16 protein-coding genes and 1 pseudogene are annotated in these 17,529 nt (G+C 65.0%); 13 read left to right on the forward strand and 4 right to left on the reverse strand.

The genetic code is table 11. The annotated features are described in order from the left end of the window. Nucleotides 1-72 precede the first annotated feature (72 nt). The 12 genes from ACYVKL_RS29975 (at nt 73) to ACYVKL_RS30030 (ending at nt 13,490) form a co-directional block, all read left to right on the forward strand. Nucleotides 73-1,524, forward strand: a complete 1,452-nt coding sequence (locus tag ACYVKL_RS29975; protein WP_379166497.1) for an SDR family NAD(P)-dependent oxidoreductase — start codon at nt 73-75, stop codon at nt 1,522-1,524. Between the two features lie 289 nt (nt 1,525-1,813). Continuing rightward, nucleotides 1,814-2,590, forward strand: a complete 777-nt coding sequence (locus ACYVKL_RS29980; protein WP_379166498.1) for an O-methyltransferase — start codon at nt 1,814-1,816, stop codon at nt 2,588-2,590. Between the two features lie 19 nt (nt 2,591-2,609). Beyond that, complete coding sequence (locus ACYVKL_RS29985) at nt 2,610-2,990, forward strand: DUF2784 domain-containing protein (protein ID WP_379166499.1); 381 nt, start codon at nt 2,610-2,612, stop codon at nt 2,988-2,990. Between the two features lie 699 nt (nt 2,991-3,689). Further along, complete coding sequence (locus ACYVKL_RS29990; protein ID WP_379166500.1) at nt 3,690-3,851, forward strand: hypothetical protein; 162 nt, start codon at nt 3,690-3,692, stop codon at nt 3,849-3,851. 479 nt (nt 3,852-4,330) lie between these two features. Beyond that, complete coding sequence (locus tag ACYVKL_RS29995; RefSeq protein WP_379166501.1) at nt 4,331-4,747, forward strand: hypothetical protein; 417 nt, start codon at nt 4,331-4,333, stop codon at nt 4,745-4,747. Between the two features lie 1,774 nt (nt 4,748-6,521). After that, nucleotides 6,522-7,115 (forward strand): TetR/AcrR family transcriptional regulator, encoded by a 594-nt coding sequence (locus ACYVKL_RS30000; RefSeq protein WP_379166502.1) that lies wholly within the window; start codon nt 6,522-6,524, stop codon nt 7,113-7,115. 205 nt (nt 7,116-7,320) lie between these two features. Further along, entirely contained in the window at nt 7,321-8,673 is a 1,353-nt protein-coding gene (locus ACYVKL_RS30005) for a cytochrome P450 (protein WP_379166503.1), read from the forward strand. Between the two features lie 47 nt (nt 8,674-8,720). Next, the gene (locus ACYVKL_RS30010) at nt 8,721-9,965 is read left to right on the forward strand and encodes a cytochrome P450 (protein ID WP_379166504.1); all 1,245 of its coding nucleotides are present in this window, start codon (nt 8,721-8,723) and stop codon (nt 9,963-9,965) included. Nucleotides 9,966-10,069: 104 nt separating this feature from the next. Next, complete coding sequence (locus tag ACYVKL_RS30015; RefSeq protein ID WP_460773497.1) at nt 10,070-10,372, forward strand: GMC family oxidoreductase N-terminal domain-containing protein; 303 nt, start codon at nt 10,070-10,072, stop codon at nt 10,370-10,372. 85 nt (nt 10,373-10,457) lie between these two features. Then, nucleotides 10,458-11,711, forward strand: a complete 1,254-nt coding sequence (locus tag ACYVKL_RS30020) for a glycosyltransferase family 4 protein (RefSeq protein WP_379166505.1) — start codon at nt 10,458-10,460, stop codon at nt 11,709-11,711. Between the two features lie 34 nt (nt 11,712-11,745). After that, entirely contained in the window at nt 11,746-12,468 is a 723-nt protein-coding gene (locus ACYVKL_RS30025; protein ID WP_379166506.1) for a class I SAM-dependent methyltransferase, read from the forward strand. Then, the gene (locus ACYVKL_RS30030) at nt 12,465-13,490 is read left to right on the forward strand and encodes a prenyltransferase/squalene oxidase repeat-containing protein (RefSeq protein WP_379166507.1); all 1,026 of its coding nucleotides are present in this window, start codon (nt 12,465-12,467) and stop codon (nt 13,488-13,490) included. The genes ACYVKL_RS30025 and ACYVKL_RS30030 overlap by 4 nt, the downstream gene beginning before the upstream one ends. Before the next feature lie 193 nt (nt 13,491-13,683). Here ACYVKL_RS30030 and ACYVKL_RS30035 read toward each other — a convergent pair whose 3' ends face one another. Continuing rightward, nucleotides 13,684-14,691: a pentapeptide repeat-containing protein gene (locus ACYVKL_RS30035; RefSeq protein WP_379166508.1), complete on the reverse strand. Its 1,008-nt coding sequence runs from the start codon at nt 14,689-14,691 to the stop codon at nt 13,684-13,686. Nucleotides 14,692-14,916: 225 nt separating this feature from the next. Between ACYVKL_RS30035 and ACYVKL_RS30040 the strand changes: the two genes are divergently transcribed. Then, nucleotides 14,917-15,735: a class I SAM-dependent methyltransferase gene (locus tag ACYVKL_RS30040; protein WP_379166509.1), complete on the forward strand. Its 819-nt coding sequence runs from the start codon at nt 14,917-14,919 to the stop codon at nt 15,733-15,735. A gap of 31 nt (nt 15,736-15,766) precedes the next feature. Here the strand turns inward: ACYVKL_RS30040 and ACYVKL_RS30045 are convergent, their stop codons facing one another. From ACYVKL_RS30045 to ACYVKL_RS30055, 3 genes and pseudogenes are all read right to left on the reverse strand, one after another. Continuing rightward, nucleotides 15,767-16,339, reverse strand: a complete 573-nt coding sequence (locus ACYVKL_RS30045; protein WP_379166723.1) for a class I SAM-dependent methyltransferase — start codon at nt 16,337-16,339, stop codon at nt 15,767-15,769. A 134-nt stretch (nt 16,340-16,473) separates the two neighbouring features. After that, a pseudogene (locus ACYVKL_RS30050) lies at nt 16,474-16,677 on the reverse strand (alcohol dehydrogenase catalytic domain-containing protein); the annotation flags it as partial. Nucleotides 16,678-16,738: 61 nt separating this feature from the next. After that, on the reverse strand, nt 16,739-17,479 hold the full coding sequence (locus tag ACYVKL_RS30055; RefSeq protein WP_379166510.1) for a glucose 1-dehydrogenase: 741 nt from the start codon (nt 17,477-17,479) through the stop codon (nt 16,739-16,741). Nucleotides 17,480-17,529 lie beyond the last annotated feature (50 nt).

Below are 17,529 nucleotides of genomic sequence, written 5' to 3' on the forward strand. Positions count from 1 at the left end.
TCCCGCACATCCGGCGCTCTGGGAGAATGACTCGGTCAACCGCCCCGCACACGAAGGATCACCGCAGCTCCGATGGCCGAGCAGACCACACCGACCGACGCCCCGGCCATCGACCCCGACGAACTGGCCACCTGCCTGCGCGTCCTCGACCAAGCCGGGCAACTCGACAAAGACCACCCCGACTCCGTCACCGTGCAGCGCGCCGTCGGAGCCATGTTCAAGACCTTCAAGCGCAACAAGCGCATCGCCACCCGCGACGCCATCTCCGCCGCCGACAAGGAAGTCGTGGCCGCCACCGCCACCGGCTCACCCAACCGCATCGACGACGAAACCGCCGGCATCCCGATCAGCTCGGCCACCAGCGACGGCAGCGCCGGCACCCTACTCCGGCCGCGCCCCTGTTACATATGCAAACAGCGCTATACGCGCGTGGACGCCTTCTACCACCAGCTCTGCCCCGACTGCGCCGCCAAGAGCCACGCCAAACGCGACGCCGGCACCGACCTCACCGGCAAACGCGCCCTGCTCACCGGCGGCCGCGCCAAGATCGGCATGTACATCGCGCTGCGGCTGCTCCGCGACGGCGCCCACACCACCATCACCACTCGCTTCCCCAACGACGCCATCCGCCGCTTCGCCGCCCAGCCCGACAGCGCCGACTGGCTGCACCGGCTCCGCATCATCGGCATCGACCTACGCGACCCAGCCCAGGTCGTCGCCCTCGCCGATGACGTTGCCGCACAAGGCCCCCTCGACATCCTCATCAACAACGCCGCCCAGACCGTCCGCCGCTCCGTCGGCGCCTACAGCGCCCTCGTCGAAGCCGAGACCGGACCACTGCCCGCCGGCCAGCTGCCCGACGTGATCAGCTTCGGCAAGACCATGCAGGCGCACCCCACCGCGCTCACCGCATCCCTCACCCCGAACCTGACCGCCGCCGACATCACCGACCTCGCCCTCGTCGCGGGATCGGCCACCCCCGAACGCATCTCGCAGGGCGTCGCCATCGACGCCGGCGGCCTGGTCCCCGACCTCGCGCACACCAACAGCTGGGTGCAGAACGTCGGCGAGGTCGAGGCCACCGAACTGCTCGAAGTACAGCTGTGCAACTCGGTCGCACCGTTCATCCTCATCTCGCGCCTGCGCCCGGCCATGGCCGCCGCGCCCGCCCGCCGCAAGTACGTCGTCAACGTCTCCGCCATGGAAGGCGTGTTCGCCCGCGGCTACAAGGGCGCCGGCCACCCGCACACCAATATGGCCAAGGCCGCGCTGAACATGCTGACCCGCACCAGCGCCCGCGAGATGTTCGAGTCCGACAAGATCCTCATGACCGCCGTCGACACCGGCTGGATCACCGACGAACGCCCGCACTACACCAAGATCCGCCTCGCCGAGGAAGGCTTCCACGCCCCCCTCGACCTCGTAGACGGCGCCGCCCGCGTGTACGACCCGATCGTCCGCGGCGAAGCAGGCGACGACCTGTACGGCTGCTTCCTCAAGGACTACGAACCCTCCAACTGGTAACCAATCCCCCACCGGCGACCCCTCTCCTCCTGGCTGTTTTTTTAGAAGGTGAGGGGGTTCTTTCCGGACCTTTTGTTGCAGGCGAGGATTCATGTTTAGATGCGCATATTTCCATGTTCCCATGTGTGATCTACCGGATTCTGTGTGAGTCGATGCTCGAGGGTCGCCAGTATTAGACGAGGGCTTCCTTCCCGGACAGTTTCCCGCCGCTCAGTTCGCGGGGTCCCTTACCCCGCGCCGATCGGTGGGGTCATAGCCGATGCACTCCCCTACCAGGACGGGTGATCTCATGACCGCTAAGTCTGTGGTTGCGACACTGAGGGATCGGTTGCCGTTCCTGCGTTGGTCGGTGATTCGATTCGCTGTGGGTGGGCCGACTTTCGCGCGCACGGGTCAGGTCGGTGACGGTCGGGAGGAGGCGGCTCGGGAGTATGTGCTGGCCAATTCCACCGCCGGCGAGCCGCTCAGCGTGCTCGCCGCGTACGACCGGTTCGCGCGCACGCGCAGTGTGCTGGTGAACGTCGGCGATGAGAAGGGGCTGATCCTGGACGCTGCGGTGAGTCGGGCCGCACCCGTGCTGGCCCTCGAACTGGGTGGGTATTGCGGGTACAGCGCGATTCGGATCGGGCGGGCGCTCGCGCCGGGCGCACGGCTGGTGTCGGTGGAGTTCAGTGTCGACAATGCGGGGATCGCCCGGACGCTGATCGCTCACGCGGGGCTCGCGGAGCAGGTGACGGTGGTGGTGGGCACCATCGGCGACGGTGGCGTGACCGTGAAGCGTCTGGTGGACGAGCACGGCTTCGGAACCGGCGTACTCGATTTCGTCTTCCTCGATCACGACAAGAAGGCGTATCTGCCGGATCTGGAGACGATTCTCGACGCCGGCTGGCTGCATCCGGGCAGTCTCGCGGTCGCCGACAACGTGCGTATCCCGGGCGCACCGGACTACCTGCGGTACATGCGTGAGTCCGAGGGCAAGTCCTGGCGCACCGTTGAGCACGACACCCACGTCGAGTACCAGTCGCTGCTCAAAGATCTTGTCCTGGAGTCGGAGTACCTGGGCTGAGGCCACCTATCCTGGGGTCATGGTGTACCGGCTGCTGGCCGATGCGACCGCGGTCGTGCATTTCGCATTCGTGGCCTACGTGGTGGTGGGCGGATTCCTGGCCTGGCGGTGGCCGCGCACGATCTGGCTCCATCTGCTGGCCTTCGGCTGGGGTTTCGGTACCGTGCTGTTCTCGGTCGATTGTCCGCTGACGAATCTGGAGAACTGGGCACGGCATCGGGCGGGCGAGGCGGGTCTGCCGCCGAGCGGATTCATCGACCACTACATCACCGGCGTGCTCTACCCGCGTAGTGCGCTGACCGAGGTGCGGGTGCTCGTGGTGATCTGTGTCGTCGTGTCCTGGACCGGCCTGGTGTGGTTCTCGCGCCGCCGCGGCGCGAGAACCACGGCGACGCACTGACACGTTGACGCAGTTGGTGACATCATTCGGTCCCCTTGCCGGCTGAGGGCGCCAGCCCGATGGGCGGTGATCCGGAGTTTCGGATCACCGCCAGCAAACTCTGCATGCCCTTCCTGGCCAAACTCCAGGCCTGAGTCCCATTCACAGCGTGCCTGCCAGCGTGGCGCATTCCGAAGGCCCAATGGACCAATATTGAGCTCGACGGGAAGCAATCACGCCTGGGCGTCGACTTCCCGCCTGCTCCGCACGGGTTCAAGTCCCGCCTCGCGCACACAACCGTGGTATGGGTGACACATCCGAGAAATGCGTGTTCGAGTGCGCTCGCACACGCGGAGGATGACCATGACGAATGGCTCTGACCTGCAACGAAGTCTGGCATACGTGCCCCGAACGTCCACTGCCAGCAGATCTCGTCTACGTACGCTCCGCGGCCCTGGCCTGGTCCGCAGGCGATCGCTTGAGCCTGCGAGTCGACGGCGCGGTCCTGGTGACCGAGCCCATTGTCGACGCTGTGCCGGATGCTCTCATGGTTGTCCGGACTGGCTTCGTGCGGCTTCCATATCGTTGGCGCCGGCGAGTGAATCTGTTCCTCGGCGATCGGGTCCTGTTGCTCGCCAACCCATCCCGCAACTGACTGGCTATCTGCACGCCGTTGGCGATCGCCGAGATGTTCAGGCCCGTCCTGGACAGGCTGGCCCGATGAGGACGGCCGACGGCACCATGGCCTCGGAGGAGGCGGTCGCGGCCGTGCGGCTGCTGCTGTCGCAGATGCGCATCTCCCCCGCCGATCTGGTCACTGGGTCCACCGCACCGACTTTCGCCGAGGTCGTGCCGAACCCATACCACCGCCGCCGGCCGTAGCGCCATCGCACAGCCTAGCGGGTCACTCTAGCTCTCACGACGTCTCGCGTCCTGCATTTACCGGAGAGGGTTGCACTAAATCTGAATAGGTACCCGTTCGGGTTTCAGTCGCCCTGAACGGCACCGCCAGACGTCCTGCGACACCGCAACGGCCCTGTTAGCGAACACTTTGCCGTCGAATCGATCTCGCCTCAGTGTCGAGGGGAGGTCGTGCCGCCGTTCGGTAGCTCCGCATCCGACACGGCCTGAACAGCAGTGTGTGTTCCGTGAGATTAAGAGGATCCAGATCATGTCAAATTGCGAGACAGTTGCCACATGCTGTGCCTATCATCTATCGGCGACTGCTGGGCCGCCATGTCGTGCCGCTGTACCGATCGAGTGCTTCGAGACTCCGCGGGCGCCTGTGAAGCCGGCGGCAGCCGCGCGAGTGAGCCTCACGAGAATTCCAAGAAGCATGTGAGCAGATTTGGGACGGATTGATGACTTCACCGGAAGTGCCCGAGCACCTCGCAACCCTGGTATCCGCCAAAGGGATAGACGTGGAGTTCAGCGGAGTTGTCCTTTTTCTCTCGTCGGCCCCTGCCGGTCGGACGACGACGTTGTCCGGCGACGAGCGCGAACAGCTTCTGATGGAGTGCCTCGTGAGTCTGACTCGGAGCAGTCCCGCCGCTGTTGTGCTGCGCGGCACCACAACAGCGTTCGTCGCGATTCCAGCGAGGCGCCCGTTCCGCCTGATCGGCCGCCGAGTGACGAACGACGTCGGCGGACCCTTCCCGGCGTTCGCCGCGCACGCCCGTCAGCTGATCAAGGTCAAAGTCGGCGCTCTGGGTGAGGTCACCGCCCGCCTGATCGACACTGACGGGCCGAAGAGGCCGAAACTCGTGACACTGCCGTAGCATTCGGTCAGCGTCTGCCTGCTGCTCACTTCGATACATCTGCTTTCGACAGTTCGAAGGATGCGTCTTGACCAACAATGCGATGACAGCCACATCGGACGGACGCGTGAACAGGAAGCGCGTCCTCCGTGTCCGGAGCGGTGTTTCGATCGAGCACGGCGGCATCGGACGCATTACGACGACAGCGACGGTCGCGATCGCTGCCCTCCTCGTCACAGCTTGTTCGACGCCCGAAACCACAACGGCCACGGATTCCGCATCTCCCATCTCCGTTGTTCGGACAGCAACTCCCCCTTCGACGCAGTCGACCGCGCCGGCCGTAGGACCAATTCCATCGCCGCGCAATGGATCTCAACCCGTCGCCCCGGGCACGAACTGCACCGAGACTGCGGGCGGCCTCGTCGTCACTGTTGTTTCAGGCAGTATCACTTGCGATGAGGCCTTCGCGGTGATCAAGAGATATCGCGACCTGCCTGCGAGCACGAGTGCCGGGACTACCAACACGCGGACATTCGGCGCCTGGACTTGTGTGACACCCATCCCTGCCGCGGCGCGACAACTCCACTACAGCGCGAGTTGCCAGAACCCGTTCGACGGAACCCACTTGACCACGCCGCTGAGTGACCGCTGAGGACCGTAAGCGTTCCCAAGTGCAGGCCTTCTCGAGTTCGGCGAAGAGACGGTCGCCGCTGTGCTCAGAGTTTCCCTTGGCGATCTCACGCAGTGCGTCATTCTCTGAATTGGCGGCGTCGCTGCTCAGCCGTGATGATCTTTCTTCCTTTCAGGACCCCATCGCGGCCAACAGGACGCTAATGCAGATCTGTCCCATTCGCTGGCGCACCGCCAGCCCAGATGCAGCTGTCTCATAGTAACAATATTGAACCGCCGATCTTGTATCGCATTCGACGCCAGGCCGTGGGTTCAACTGCGGAAATATAGCCCCATAGCATCCATTTTGCCCGTTATAGGTCGGTCATGAAATGAACAAATCGGAATTTCTTTCGGTCAATAAAAGATCGGTGGTCGGCCTTGCGTGCTCGCCGGCTCATGGAAGAGCGTGTACGAAGTCTTTTGATCGCCAACGACCCGTGAGGTGCGAATGGCGAGACGCAAAGTGATTATTCCCTTGGCTGCGAGCTGTCCGCATTCACAACGACTGCTACCGCGATTCATCTTGGAGGTCGATGCTTGGCAACTACAGAATTTGTCGTCCCTTTTCAGCATTTGGACGATGCTGTCATTTATTATCGGATGGGCCTTGATGGGGGGCGGCGCTGACTTCAACCCGAGGAGGATACGGTGGACCGGGATAGCAGGACCATCGGAGCCGCGCATTCACGTCGGCTCTCCGAGTTCATTGCCCATCGTCGGTTGCCGCGTGAATGCGAGCACCGGGACGCAGCTTGTTCAGCGGCGCATCAGGGCCTCTAATGTATCCGACTTCCGATCCGCGGTGGTCGGACACATTGCGTCCACCCACCTTCAGCGAGTTCCTTCGGCATCTGCGTGATGAACGTTGCATCTCCCGCGAGCGCCTGGCCTTGTACTCGGGCGTGTGATCACGGCGTCACACCTGAACGGGTTGAAAGCGATTCGAGTGCGCGATCTCCGGACAGGCAGCCAATATTGTCTGGAACTGCATGTCTACGCTATGGATCTCGTTCGATACCCAGGGTGGGTCCGAATGTTCTGGGCCGCCACAGCGGCTGCGCACACAGACGTCGGATACGTGATCAGGCCTGCGGTACACGGATCTGTAGTAGTATCCAGACATATGTCCGAACTCGCGTCTACCGGTGTCGAGGCGACACGCCGGCGCCTGACTGAGAAGCAGGCCGACACCGTCGAACGCCTGACCGCGGCCGCCGTCGACGTGCTGGCCCGCGAAGGCTATTCCGGCACCACGATACGGCTGGTCGCCGCGGCCGCAGGTGTCGGCACGGCGACGGCGTACACCTACTTCTCATCCAAGGAGCATCTGATCTCCGAGGTGTACTGGCGCCGCCTGGTCGCCAATCCGCCGGAGCCGATCGATGATTCGGATCCGGCGACCCGGGTGGCGGCGGTGCTTCGCCAGGTCTCGATGCTCGTCGCGGGTGAGCCCGCGCTGGCGGGCGCGGTCAGCACCGCCCTGCTCGGCGACGACCCCGACGTCAAACACCTGCGGGTGCGCATCGGGATGGAGATCCGCGGACGGCTCAGCGCAGCCCTGGGCTCGAGCGACCCCGAACGACTGGCCATGCTCGAGCTGCTGTACTCCGGCGCGATGCTGCAGGGCGGCATGGGACTGCTGTCCTATTCGGAGGTCGCCGACCTGCTCGAAAACTGCGTCCGGCGCGTCCTGGCCGACCCTCTCCCCCGGACCTGAGGCCGGCCTCACCTCGGAATTGACACGCCGGGCCCCAATGGAGACCGGTGTCGTCATCGACTCTGCGCACAGAGCCGTCTCCGCCTGCGCGCCCATCGAAATCCAATGTCTGCGAACACGAGTCTTGTAGCACGCTGCAGTCCGTAGTACTGTCCGGACACATGTCCATCACGTGTCTGGACAGATATTCCGGGAAGGATTTCCAATGACGCTCGTCAAGCCGCAGCGTGTGTCCGGGGGCCAGGACGAACACGGGCACCTGAAAGAGTTCCGCACCGATCCGATCGCGCTGATGCGCCGCGTTCGCGCCGAGTGCGGCGATGTCGGCTCCTTCGAGCTCGCCGGGCGTGATGTGATCCTGCTGTCGGGTCCCGAGGCCAACGAGTTCTTCTTCCGTGCCAGCGACGAGGATCTCGACCAGGGCGCCGCCTACCCGTTCATGAAGCCGATCTTCGGCGAGGGCGTGGTCTTCGACGCACCCCCGGAACGCCGTAAGGAGATGCTGCACAACCAGGCACTGCGCGCCGACCACATGCGCGGCCACGCGGCGACCATCGCGAGCGAGGTCGACCAGATGCTCGCCCGTTGGGGCGACGAAGGCGTGATCGATCTGCTCGACTTCTTCGCCGAGCTGACGATCTACACCTCCTCGGCCTGCCTGATCGGCGTGAAGTTCCGCAACCAGCTCGATGGGCGCTTCGCGCACCTCTACCACGAGCTCGAGCAGGGCACCGACGCGTTGGCCTACGTCGATCCTTACGCCCCGATCGAGAGCTTCCGACGTCGCGACGAAGCCCGCGCCGAACTGGTCGAATTGGTGCAGTCGATCATGGATCAACGCGAGGCGAATCCGCCCACTGGCAAAGACGACCGCGACATGCTCGACGTGCTGATCTCGGTGAAGGACGAGAACGGTGTCTCGAGGTTCTCCGCCAGCGAGATCACCGGCATCTTCATCTCGATGATGTTCGCCGGCCACCACACCACTTCGGGCACCGCGGCCTGGACGATCATCGAACTGCTGCGCCACCCCGAGACTTTGGCCGCCGTGGTCGCCGAGCTCGACGAGCTCTATGCCGACGGCTCCGAGGTCAGCCACAACGCGCTGCGCCAGATCCCCAATCTGGAGGCGACACTCAAGGAAACGCTGCGCCTGCATCCGCCGCTGATCGTTCTGATGCGCATCGCACGAGGCGAATTCGACGTGTGCGGCAATCGGATCGCGCCCGGCGACATGGTCGCGGCCACTCCCGCCATCTCCAACCGCATTCCGGAGGACTTCCCGGATCCGGATGCCTTCGATCCCAGCCGCTATCTCGATCCGCGGCAGGAGGACATCGTCAACCGCTGGACCTGGATTCCCTTCGGTGCGGGCCGCCACCGTTGCGTCGGTGCTCCGTTCGCGCTCATGCAGCTCAAGGCGATCTTCTCGATTCTGTTGCGGGACTGGGAATTCGAGCTGGCACAGCCGTCGGATTCCTACCACAACGACCACTCCAAGATGGTGGTGCAGCTGCAGCAGCCCTGCCGTGTCCGCTACCGCCGTCGTCAGCGCTAGTCCCCACATCCACGGTCCCAAGGTTGCCGGACTTTCAGGAGGAAGCTGTGCCAGCGCCGTCCATTCCCGCAGGATTCGACTTCACCGACCCCGCGCTGTGGGGATCCAGAAACCCGGTCGAGGAATTCGCCGAGCTCCGCCGCACCGCACCGGTATGGTGGAATGCCCAATCCGATGAGACATCGGGCGGATTCCGCGACGGCGGCTACTGGGTTGTCACCAAACATGGAGACATCAAGGAGATCTCGCGCAAGCACGAGCTGTTCTCCGCCCAGCAGAAGGGCGCCGTCATCCGGTTGCCCGGTCAGATCACGATCGACCAGATCGAGCTCACCAGCGCCCTGCTGCTGAACATGGATCCACCCAAGCACACCAAACTGCGCCGCATCGTCTCGAAGGGTTTCACCCCGCGAGCGGTGGAAAGCCTGCGCGACGCCCTGGCCGAGCGAGCCGCGGCCATCGTGCACGCCGCCAAGCGGGAAGGCAGCGGAGACTTCGTCGAGCAGGTGGCGTGCGAACTGCCGTTGCAGGCGATCGCCGAACTGATCGGCGTCCCTCAGGAGGACCGCCGCAAGCTCTTCGACTGGTCCAACCAAATGCTCAACTACGACGACCCGGAATACGGTGACGCCACCACCACCAATGCCTCGACCAACGCCTCGGTGGAGATCCTGGGCTACTCGTGGAACCTGGCCGAGCAGCGTCGCGCCAACCCGCTCGACGACATCGTCAGCCAGCTCGTGCACGCTGGAGTCGACGAGGATGCCTTGGGCTCAGACGAATTCGGCTTCTTCGTGATCCTGCTGGCGGTGGCCGGCAACGAGACCACTCGCAACGCGATCACGCACGGGATGAAGGCGTTCGTCGACCATCCGGACCAATGGGAGCTGTACAAGCAGCAGCGTCCCCGCACCGCCCCCGACGAGATCGTGCGGTGGGCGAGCCCGGTGACCGCGTTCCAGCGCACCGCGACCGAGGACACCGAACTCGGCGGACAGCTGATCCGCAAGGGTCAGCGGGTCGGATTGTTCTACAGCTCAGCAAATTTCGATGAGGACGCCTTCGAGGAACCGTTCACCTTCGACGTCCTGCGCGACCCCAATCCGCATCTCGGGTTCGGCGGCACCGGTGCGCACTACTGCGTCGGCGCGAACCTCGCCCGTTTGGAGATCGATCTGATGTTCAACGCCATCGCCGACGCCATGCCGGACCTGTCGCAGGTGGCCGAACCGGAGCGCCTGCGCAACGGGTGGATCAACGGCATCAAGCACTGGCGCGTCCGATACGAGTAGCACACAGCACGGTCAGAAGAGCAAGGTAGGCAACCGAAATCATGAGTGAAGCCGACTACGTCGTCATCGGCGCAGGCAGCGCGGGCGCGGTCATCGCGAGTCGACTGGCGGACTCGGGCGCCGGTGTCCGGAACGGCTTGCGCTACAGCTCTTCCCGCGCATACCTTGCGGACAGGCCGAACCCGGGACTGCAGGTTCTCACGCGTGTGCACGTGGTCCGGGTCGTCATCGAGAAGAACCGGGCGACCGGCCTCGAGATCGCAGAAGCCGATGGTTCACGCCGAATGATCTGTGCCGCAATGGAAGTGATCGTCTCCGCAGGTGTCATCGGCCGCGCCGTCGCTCATGATCGGCGAGAAGTGCGCGGAACTCGTCCGCGCGTCGAGCTCATAGCAGCCACCCCGTGAAGGGGCAGAGAGGCAAGACCATGACCGAAGCCGACCACACTGCGGTGGCCGCGCGCGATGTCCGCGACCTATTCGGAGCGACCCGATGCGTATAGCACTACTGTCCTATCGCAGCAAAGCCCATTGCGGGGGCCAAGGGGTCTACGTCCGATATCTGAGTCAGGGGCTGGCGGAGCTCGGCCACGAGGTCGAAGTGTTCTCCGGCCAGCCCTATCCGGAAAACCTCGATCCGCGGGTACGTCTCACGGCGGTGCCGAGTCTGGACCTCTATCGCGACGACGACCCCTTCCGCACTCCGCACCCTCGTGAGATCCGTGACGGCATCGATCTGCTCGAAGTCGCCACCATGTGGACCGCCGGGTTCCCTGAACCGCGGACGTTCAGCATGCGTGTCGCCAAGCTGTTGCGCTCGCGCACGAACGATTTCGATGTCGTCCACGACAATCAGTGCCTCGGCTACGGCCTGCTCGACATCGCCCGGCAGCTGCCCGTCGTCGCGACGATCCACCACCCGATCACCCGCGACCGCGCCGTGGATCTGGCCGCCGCACCGTGGCGTCGCAAGCCGTTCGTACACCGCTGGTACGGATTCCTAGACATGCAGCAACGGGTGGCCCGGCGAATTCCAAAGCTGATCACCGTGTCATCGGCATCGGCCGCGGACATCGTCGACGACTTCGGTGTCTCGCCGGATCAACTCCACACCGTGCCGCTGGGTGTGGATACTACGCTGTTCCGCCCCCGCGACGCGCCGCGGATCCGCGGCCGGATCGTCGCGGTCGCCAGCGCCGACAAGCCGCTCAAGGGCATCGCACACCTACTGAAAGCTGTTGCGCGACTGCGGCTCACCCACGATGTCGAAGTGCGGCTCGTCGCCAAGCTCGAACCCAATGGTCCGACCGAGAAGCTCATCGCCGAACTCGGGCTGGCCGACATCGTCACGGCGGTCAGCGGGTTGAGCGACGAACTGCTCGCCGGACTGCTCGCCTCCGCGGAGATCGCCTGCATACCGTCGATGTACGAAGGCTTCTCACTCCCCGCCGTGGAGGCGATGGCCAGCGGAACACCACTGGTGGCCAGCCGCGCCGGCGCGCTGCCCGAGGTCGTCGGCGACTGCGCGGAACTGGTCGAACCAGGCAACGTGGAAGACCTCGTACACGTCCTCGGCGACCTGCTCCACGACCGGCAGCGGATGCGCCGCATGAGCATCGCCGGCCGCGCCCGCGCGCTCGAGACCTTCAGCTGGCCCGCTGTCGGCGCCCGAACGGCGGCCGTCTACCAGCAGGCCATCGAGCGACACGGCCGCCCCTCCCCCACCGCGGCCGCTGCCCGGCCGTGATCCACCCCATTCGCGAACACACGCAGGAGACCAGATGCTGACCGTCGACTTCGAACTGCTGGGCATCGGGCCCGGGGCCCGTGTCATCGACGTCGGCTGCGGCGCGGGCCGGCACTCCTTCGAGGCCTACCGGCGCGGCGCCGACGTCGTCGCCTTCGATCAGAACGCCGCCGACCTCGCCGACGTGGACGTCATGTTCCAGGCCATAGCTGAGGCCGGGGAAGCGCCCGACTACGCCAAAGCCGAGACCGTCCGCGGCGATGCCCTCGACCTGCCCTACGGTGCAGGCGAATTCGACGTCGTCATCGCATCGGAGATCCTCGAGCACGTCCTCCACGACACGCAGGCCATCGCCGAGCTGGTCCGCGTGCTCAGGCCCGGCGGGGTACTGGCTGTCACCGTTCCCCGCTGGCTGCCCGAACGCATCTGCTGGGCGCTGTCGGACGAATACCACGCCAACGAAGGCGGCCACGTCCGCATCTACCGCGCCGACGAGCTACGAAACAAGATCACCGCCAAGGGTGTCCGCTACATCCATCAGGAGTTCACGCACGCGCTGCACTCCCCCTTCTGGTGGCTCAAATGCGCGGTCGGCGTCTCCAGGGACCAGCATCCGCTGGTGCGGGCATATCACCGAATGCTGGTGTGGGACATGTTCTCCGCGCCGCCCCTGACACGCGTGATCGAACGGCTGCTCAACCCGCTGGTGGGAAAGTCGGTAGTCCTGTACTTCGCGAAGCCGGTCGGTGGTCGGTGACCGGCGCCGACCTTCCGGTCGTCCCCGGAGTCCTGACCCGCCGCGATATCGAGCGAACCGCTGAATCCATCGCGGCCACACAGGAATCCGATGGTGCGATCCCCTGGTTCACCGGCGGCCACACCGACCCCTGGGACCACATCGAGTCGGCCATGGCACTGACGGTCGCGGGACACCGGGCCGAAGCCCGCGACGCCTACATCTGGTCGGCCAAGAACCAGCGCGACGACGGCTCCTGGCCCATGCAGTTCCGCCGGGGCGTCATCGAGAACTACGACGCCGACACCAACTTCTGCGCCTACCTGGCAACCGGAGTCCTGCACTACCTCACCAGCACCGAGGACGCCGGCTTCGCCGCCGAACTGTGGCCCACCGTGCGCGCCGCCATCAACTTCGTGCTCACCCTGCAACTGGGCGAGCACGGCGAGATCCATTGGTCCGCCACAGATTCCGGCACCTCGGGCGAGGCGTTGCTGACCGGCTGCGCGAGCATCTTCCACAGCCTCGGCTGCGCGATCACCCTCGCCGAGCGGATCGGGGATCCCCAGCCGAGGTGGCAACACGCGCGCACCCGACTGGGTGACGCCTTGCGCGATCACCCCGAGGCCTTCCTCGACAAGAGCCGCTACTCCATGGACTGGTACTACCCGATCCTCGGCGGCGCGCTCCGAGGCCCGACCGCCCACGCCCGCATCGTCCGCCACTGGAACGATTTCGTCGTCCCCGACCTGGGCATCCGCTGCGTCTCCGACGCCCCCTGGGTCACCGGCGCCGAAACCTGCGAACTGGTCCTGGCCCTCGAGGCCATCGGCGACACCTCTACCGCGGCAACACTGTTCAGCGATATGCAACATCTGCGCGATCCCGACGGCTCCTATTGGACAGGCCTGGTCTTCACCGACGGCAAACGCTGGCCCGAGGAGAGAACGACCTGGACGGCGGGTGCCGTCATCCTCGCCGCCGATGCCCTCACCCGAACCAGCCCGGCCAACGGCATCTTCCGCGACGTCAGCGCCGACTAGAAGGGTGGCAGCTCACGAACTGAGGTCCTTGTCGACCTGTGCGGCAAACGCTACGAAGCCGAAAACCTCTGCGCCGAACCGGCCGATCCTGCTGCGGCCGGTCAGCGCACTGTAATAGCGCGGACGCAACCACTGGTGATCCGACCACAAGCAGTCACCACGGCTTGTGACAGGGTCCTCGACCCCTACGGAATCAGCACTGTTGGCTGTACTGGAAATTGGGCGCGGAGTCGCTGGGCGGGGGTTTGTACCCCTCGGGCCACACCGTCTTGTCGTCGTAGGTCAGATGGTCGGTGCTCAGGAGTTGGTGGAGATCAGCATCCGCAAGGTTGGCTCCTTCCAGATGAGCGTAACTGAGGTCCGCCATAAAGAAGTTGGCGCGCGACAGGTTCGCGCCCCGAAACGACGTCGCGTGCAGATCTGTATGCGCCAAGCTCGCACCTCTGCCGTCCAGCGCCGATAAGTTCACACCGTCCAACCTCGAGTGGGACAGGTTCGCAAACTCGAGGTTGGCGCCGGAAAGATCTGCACCCTGCAGGTTTGCAAAATCCACTCGCGCGCCCTGCAAGTTGGTGCCATCCAGTTTGGCAGCGCAGAGCTTGGACCATGTCAACCACGCACGCATGAAGACCGTATGGCTGAAACGCTTGCCGGACAGATCGATCATGACCAGGCAGGTCTTCCGGAGATCGAGCTGGTGGTCCTGGAACAGTGTGTACGTGTGACTGATGGCGGCCGCGGCGGCCCACAGGTCGGCCGGTGCCGGTTCCGCAACCGGGGAAGTGTCTACCGGCAGCTCGACATCCGGGCAATTGGTCAATTCTCGCGCCCGCAGAAACGCGCTGAGTACTTCGACCACCGTTTGCGAGTCGGCCGCGGAATCTCGCGCAATGCGCTCCAGTGCGTAAACTCCGCCTACTCGGACAGTCTGCTGGTCGGAACCGAGATGCTCGACGGACTTACCGAAACGATCGGTGACTTCCACTTGCTGGGATAGGCCGTACTGGTGCCGCGTCTCACGCAAATTCAAACCCGTGAACACCAGCGCCCCGACGGCCGCCGAAGCGGTGGCGATGGCCGCAACTGCGGTCCACAAGTCCTTGTTGGCCCAGCCGCGCACTCTACCGGCCGCGGTCCGCGGCGGCCGCTGGACTCCCGATGCTTTCGGCGCTTCCGACGACGTCGGCTCACTCGAGGTCACCACGGCATAATGACGCCGGACATAAGACAGCGAACGACACCACGCCGTACGTGACCAGCATCGACGCAATGCGCCCGACTTGCCGGCCCCGACTGCGGTATTGGATGGCGATGCCGCACCAGGCGGCGAACCCACCAACGCTGTCGGTTCTGCGCGCGTCTTTCCGGGCGGCGACACAGCCGTGATCCCAACTTCAACCCCGATCTCTCGGCATAGGGTCTCGGTATGACTGGGTCGTCGCCGACATCTGCGCCAGGGGATCCGTACTACACACTGCCCAACGAGTGGGATTTCGCCGGTGAGCGCCTTGCGTTGCTGGGCGAAGCCTACGACCCGGACAGCATCGCGCTCGCGCAGCGACTGGGTGTGGGCGCGGGATGGCGGTGCCTGGAGGCCGGTGCCGGCGGTGGGTCGTTCGCGCGATGGCTGTGCGGTGCCGCGTTGCCGGGTGGTCGGGTGCTCGCGGTGGACGCCGATCCACGCCACCTGATGGATCTGCCCGACCGCGGCGGCGAAGTTGCACAGCTGGACCTCGTCGCCGACGAACTGCCCGAAGGCGCATTCGATTTCGTTCACACGCGATTCGTGCTGTTGCACATCGCCCGACGACACCTCGTGTTGGAGCGGCTGGCCCGGGCGCTGGCGCCAGGCGGGTTCCTCGTGCTCGAAGAAGGCGACGGGCTCGGCGTTCTCGATGAGATGCCGGGCGCATTCGGGGAGGTCTGGCGAGCCTTCGCACGCTCGACCGAGGCCGCGGGCGCGAACCAGTCCTGGGCTCGGAACCTGCCCACGGAGCTGGAGGCGCTCGGGCTCGTCGACGTCCACGCCGAGGCGCAGATCCCGATGTTTCGCGGCGGTTCGCCGATGGCGCGCATGTGGAGCCTGACCTGGGATCAGGTCCACGACAGCCTAGTGGCGCATGGGGTCTCCCACGCGGTCATTGCCACCGCGCAGGCCGAGCTGGGCGATGAGCAGCAATGGTTTTACGTTCCGCCCGCGGTCCGTGCATGGGCCCGAGCCCCCCGGGTGCCGATCACGCAATGACTCGTCGGGTCCGGAACCATCGGCCGTGAATCTATGTGCGCTGCAAGATGCGCAGTGAACCAGTGACCGAAAGCTCGTGGAACATTCCGGAGTCCAGGGCGCGCCGGTAGATGTGGTACGGAGGGCGGCCACCGTCGGCGGGGTCGGGGAAGACGTCGTGGATGGCCAGGATCCCGCCCGGCGCGACTCGGTGAGCCCAGCCGTCGTAGTCGCGCTGTGCCGCTTCCTCGGAGTGGCCGCCGTCGATGAACAACATGCTCAGCGGGATGCCCCAGATCCGGGATGCGGACGCCGAGGAGCTGATGATGCCGATCACGATGTCGGTCAGCCCGGCCCGGACGATGCTGCGCCGGAAGGCGGTCACGGTGTCGAAGGCGCCCGTTTCCGGGTCCACCAGCGAAGCGTCGTGGTATTCCCAGCCGGGCTGATGCTCTTCGGAACCGCTGTGGTGGTCCACGGTGAAGACCATCGCACCGGTCTCCCGGGCAGCCGCACCCAGATAGATCGCGGATTTGCCGCAGTAGGTGCCTATTTCGAGGATCGTGCCCGCGCCGGCGTGCGTTCGCGCGGCCGTGTAGAGCGCGCGACCCTCATCCGGGGGCATGAACCCCGGAACCTGTTCGGCGAATGCGAACAATTCATCGGTCCTGGTGAACAGCTGCGTCACAGCACGACCACCGATCGCAGCACCAGTCCGGACTTCATGGTGGCGAACGCCTTCTCGACCTGATCGAGGCCGATGCCCGCCGCCTCGTGCCCGAGCAGGAACGGGTACTGGTCGTTGATCCCGCCTTCCCGATAGGTCAGGTCGGTGTGGCACACCCCGCACGCCAGCACCCGCACGACAACATCGTGGGGTCCCGGGTCAGGAATGGTGATCTGAGCCAGCTCGACGGGGCTGCCCATCTCGCGTGCGATGACACCACGCACTATCTCGGACATCGTCACCAGCCTTCCGGCATCGTCGTGAAATCGGGTTCGCTTCTTCGCACTCGGAGCCGGGTCAGGAAGTCTTGTGCGGAACCGCCGCCACCAGACCGCCGTCCACGACGAACTCCGAACCCGTCGCATACGACGATTCGTCGCTGGCCAGGAAGAGCACGAAGGTGGCGACCTCGGACGACTGCGCGGGCCGGCCCAGCGGGATGGTGACCAGATCATCGGGAATGCCCGCCGTCATCGGCGTGCGAATCAGCCCCGGGTGCAACGAGTTCACGCGAATGTTGTGCGGTGCGAGCTCGAGCGCGGCGGACTTGGCCAACCCGCGCACGCCCCATTTCGATGCCACATAGCCGTGCGCCCAGGGCGCTCCGCGCAGTCCCTCGATCGAGGAGACATTGATGATCGAACCACTCCCCGCGGCGATCATCGGCTCGACGGCGGCCCGGATGCCCAGGAAGGTACCGGTCAGATTGATATCGATGATCTGACGCCACTTGCCGATATCGAATTTCTGCAGGGGTCCGCCGTTGACGATCCCGGCATTGTTCACCAGGACGTTCAGCTTCCCGAACTCGCTCACCGCGGTGTTGACGGCGGTCTCCCAGTCGGCGGCCTCGGACACATCGAGGTGGACGAAACGTGCTGCGTCACCGAGTGACTCGGCCAGCGCCTTGCCCTCATCGTCGAGGATGTCGCCGATGACGACCTGAGCCCCCTCGGTAACCAGTAATTCGGTATGGGCGGCGCCCATCCCGCGTGCACCGCCACTGATGAGTGCAACTTTGCCGTCTACACGTCCCATGCCGGCCACGCTAACATACCGACTGGACCCATATCCAGACTAGTGTCCAG

This window comes from Nocardia tengchongensis, from assembly GCF_054781395.1.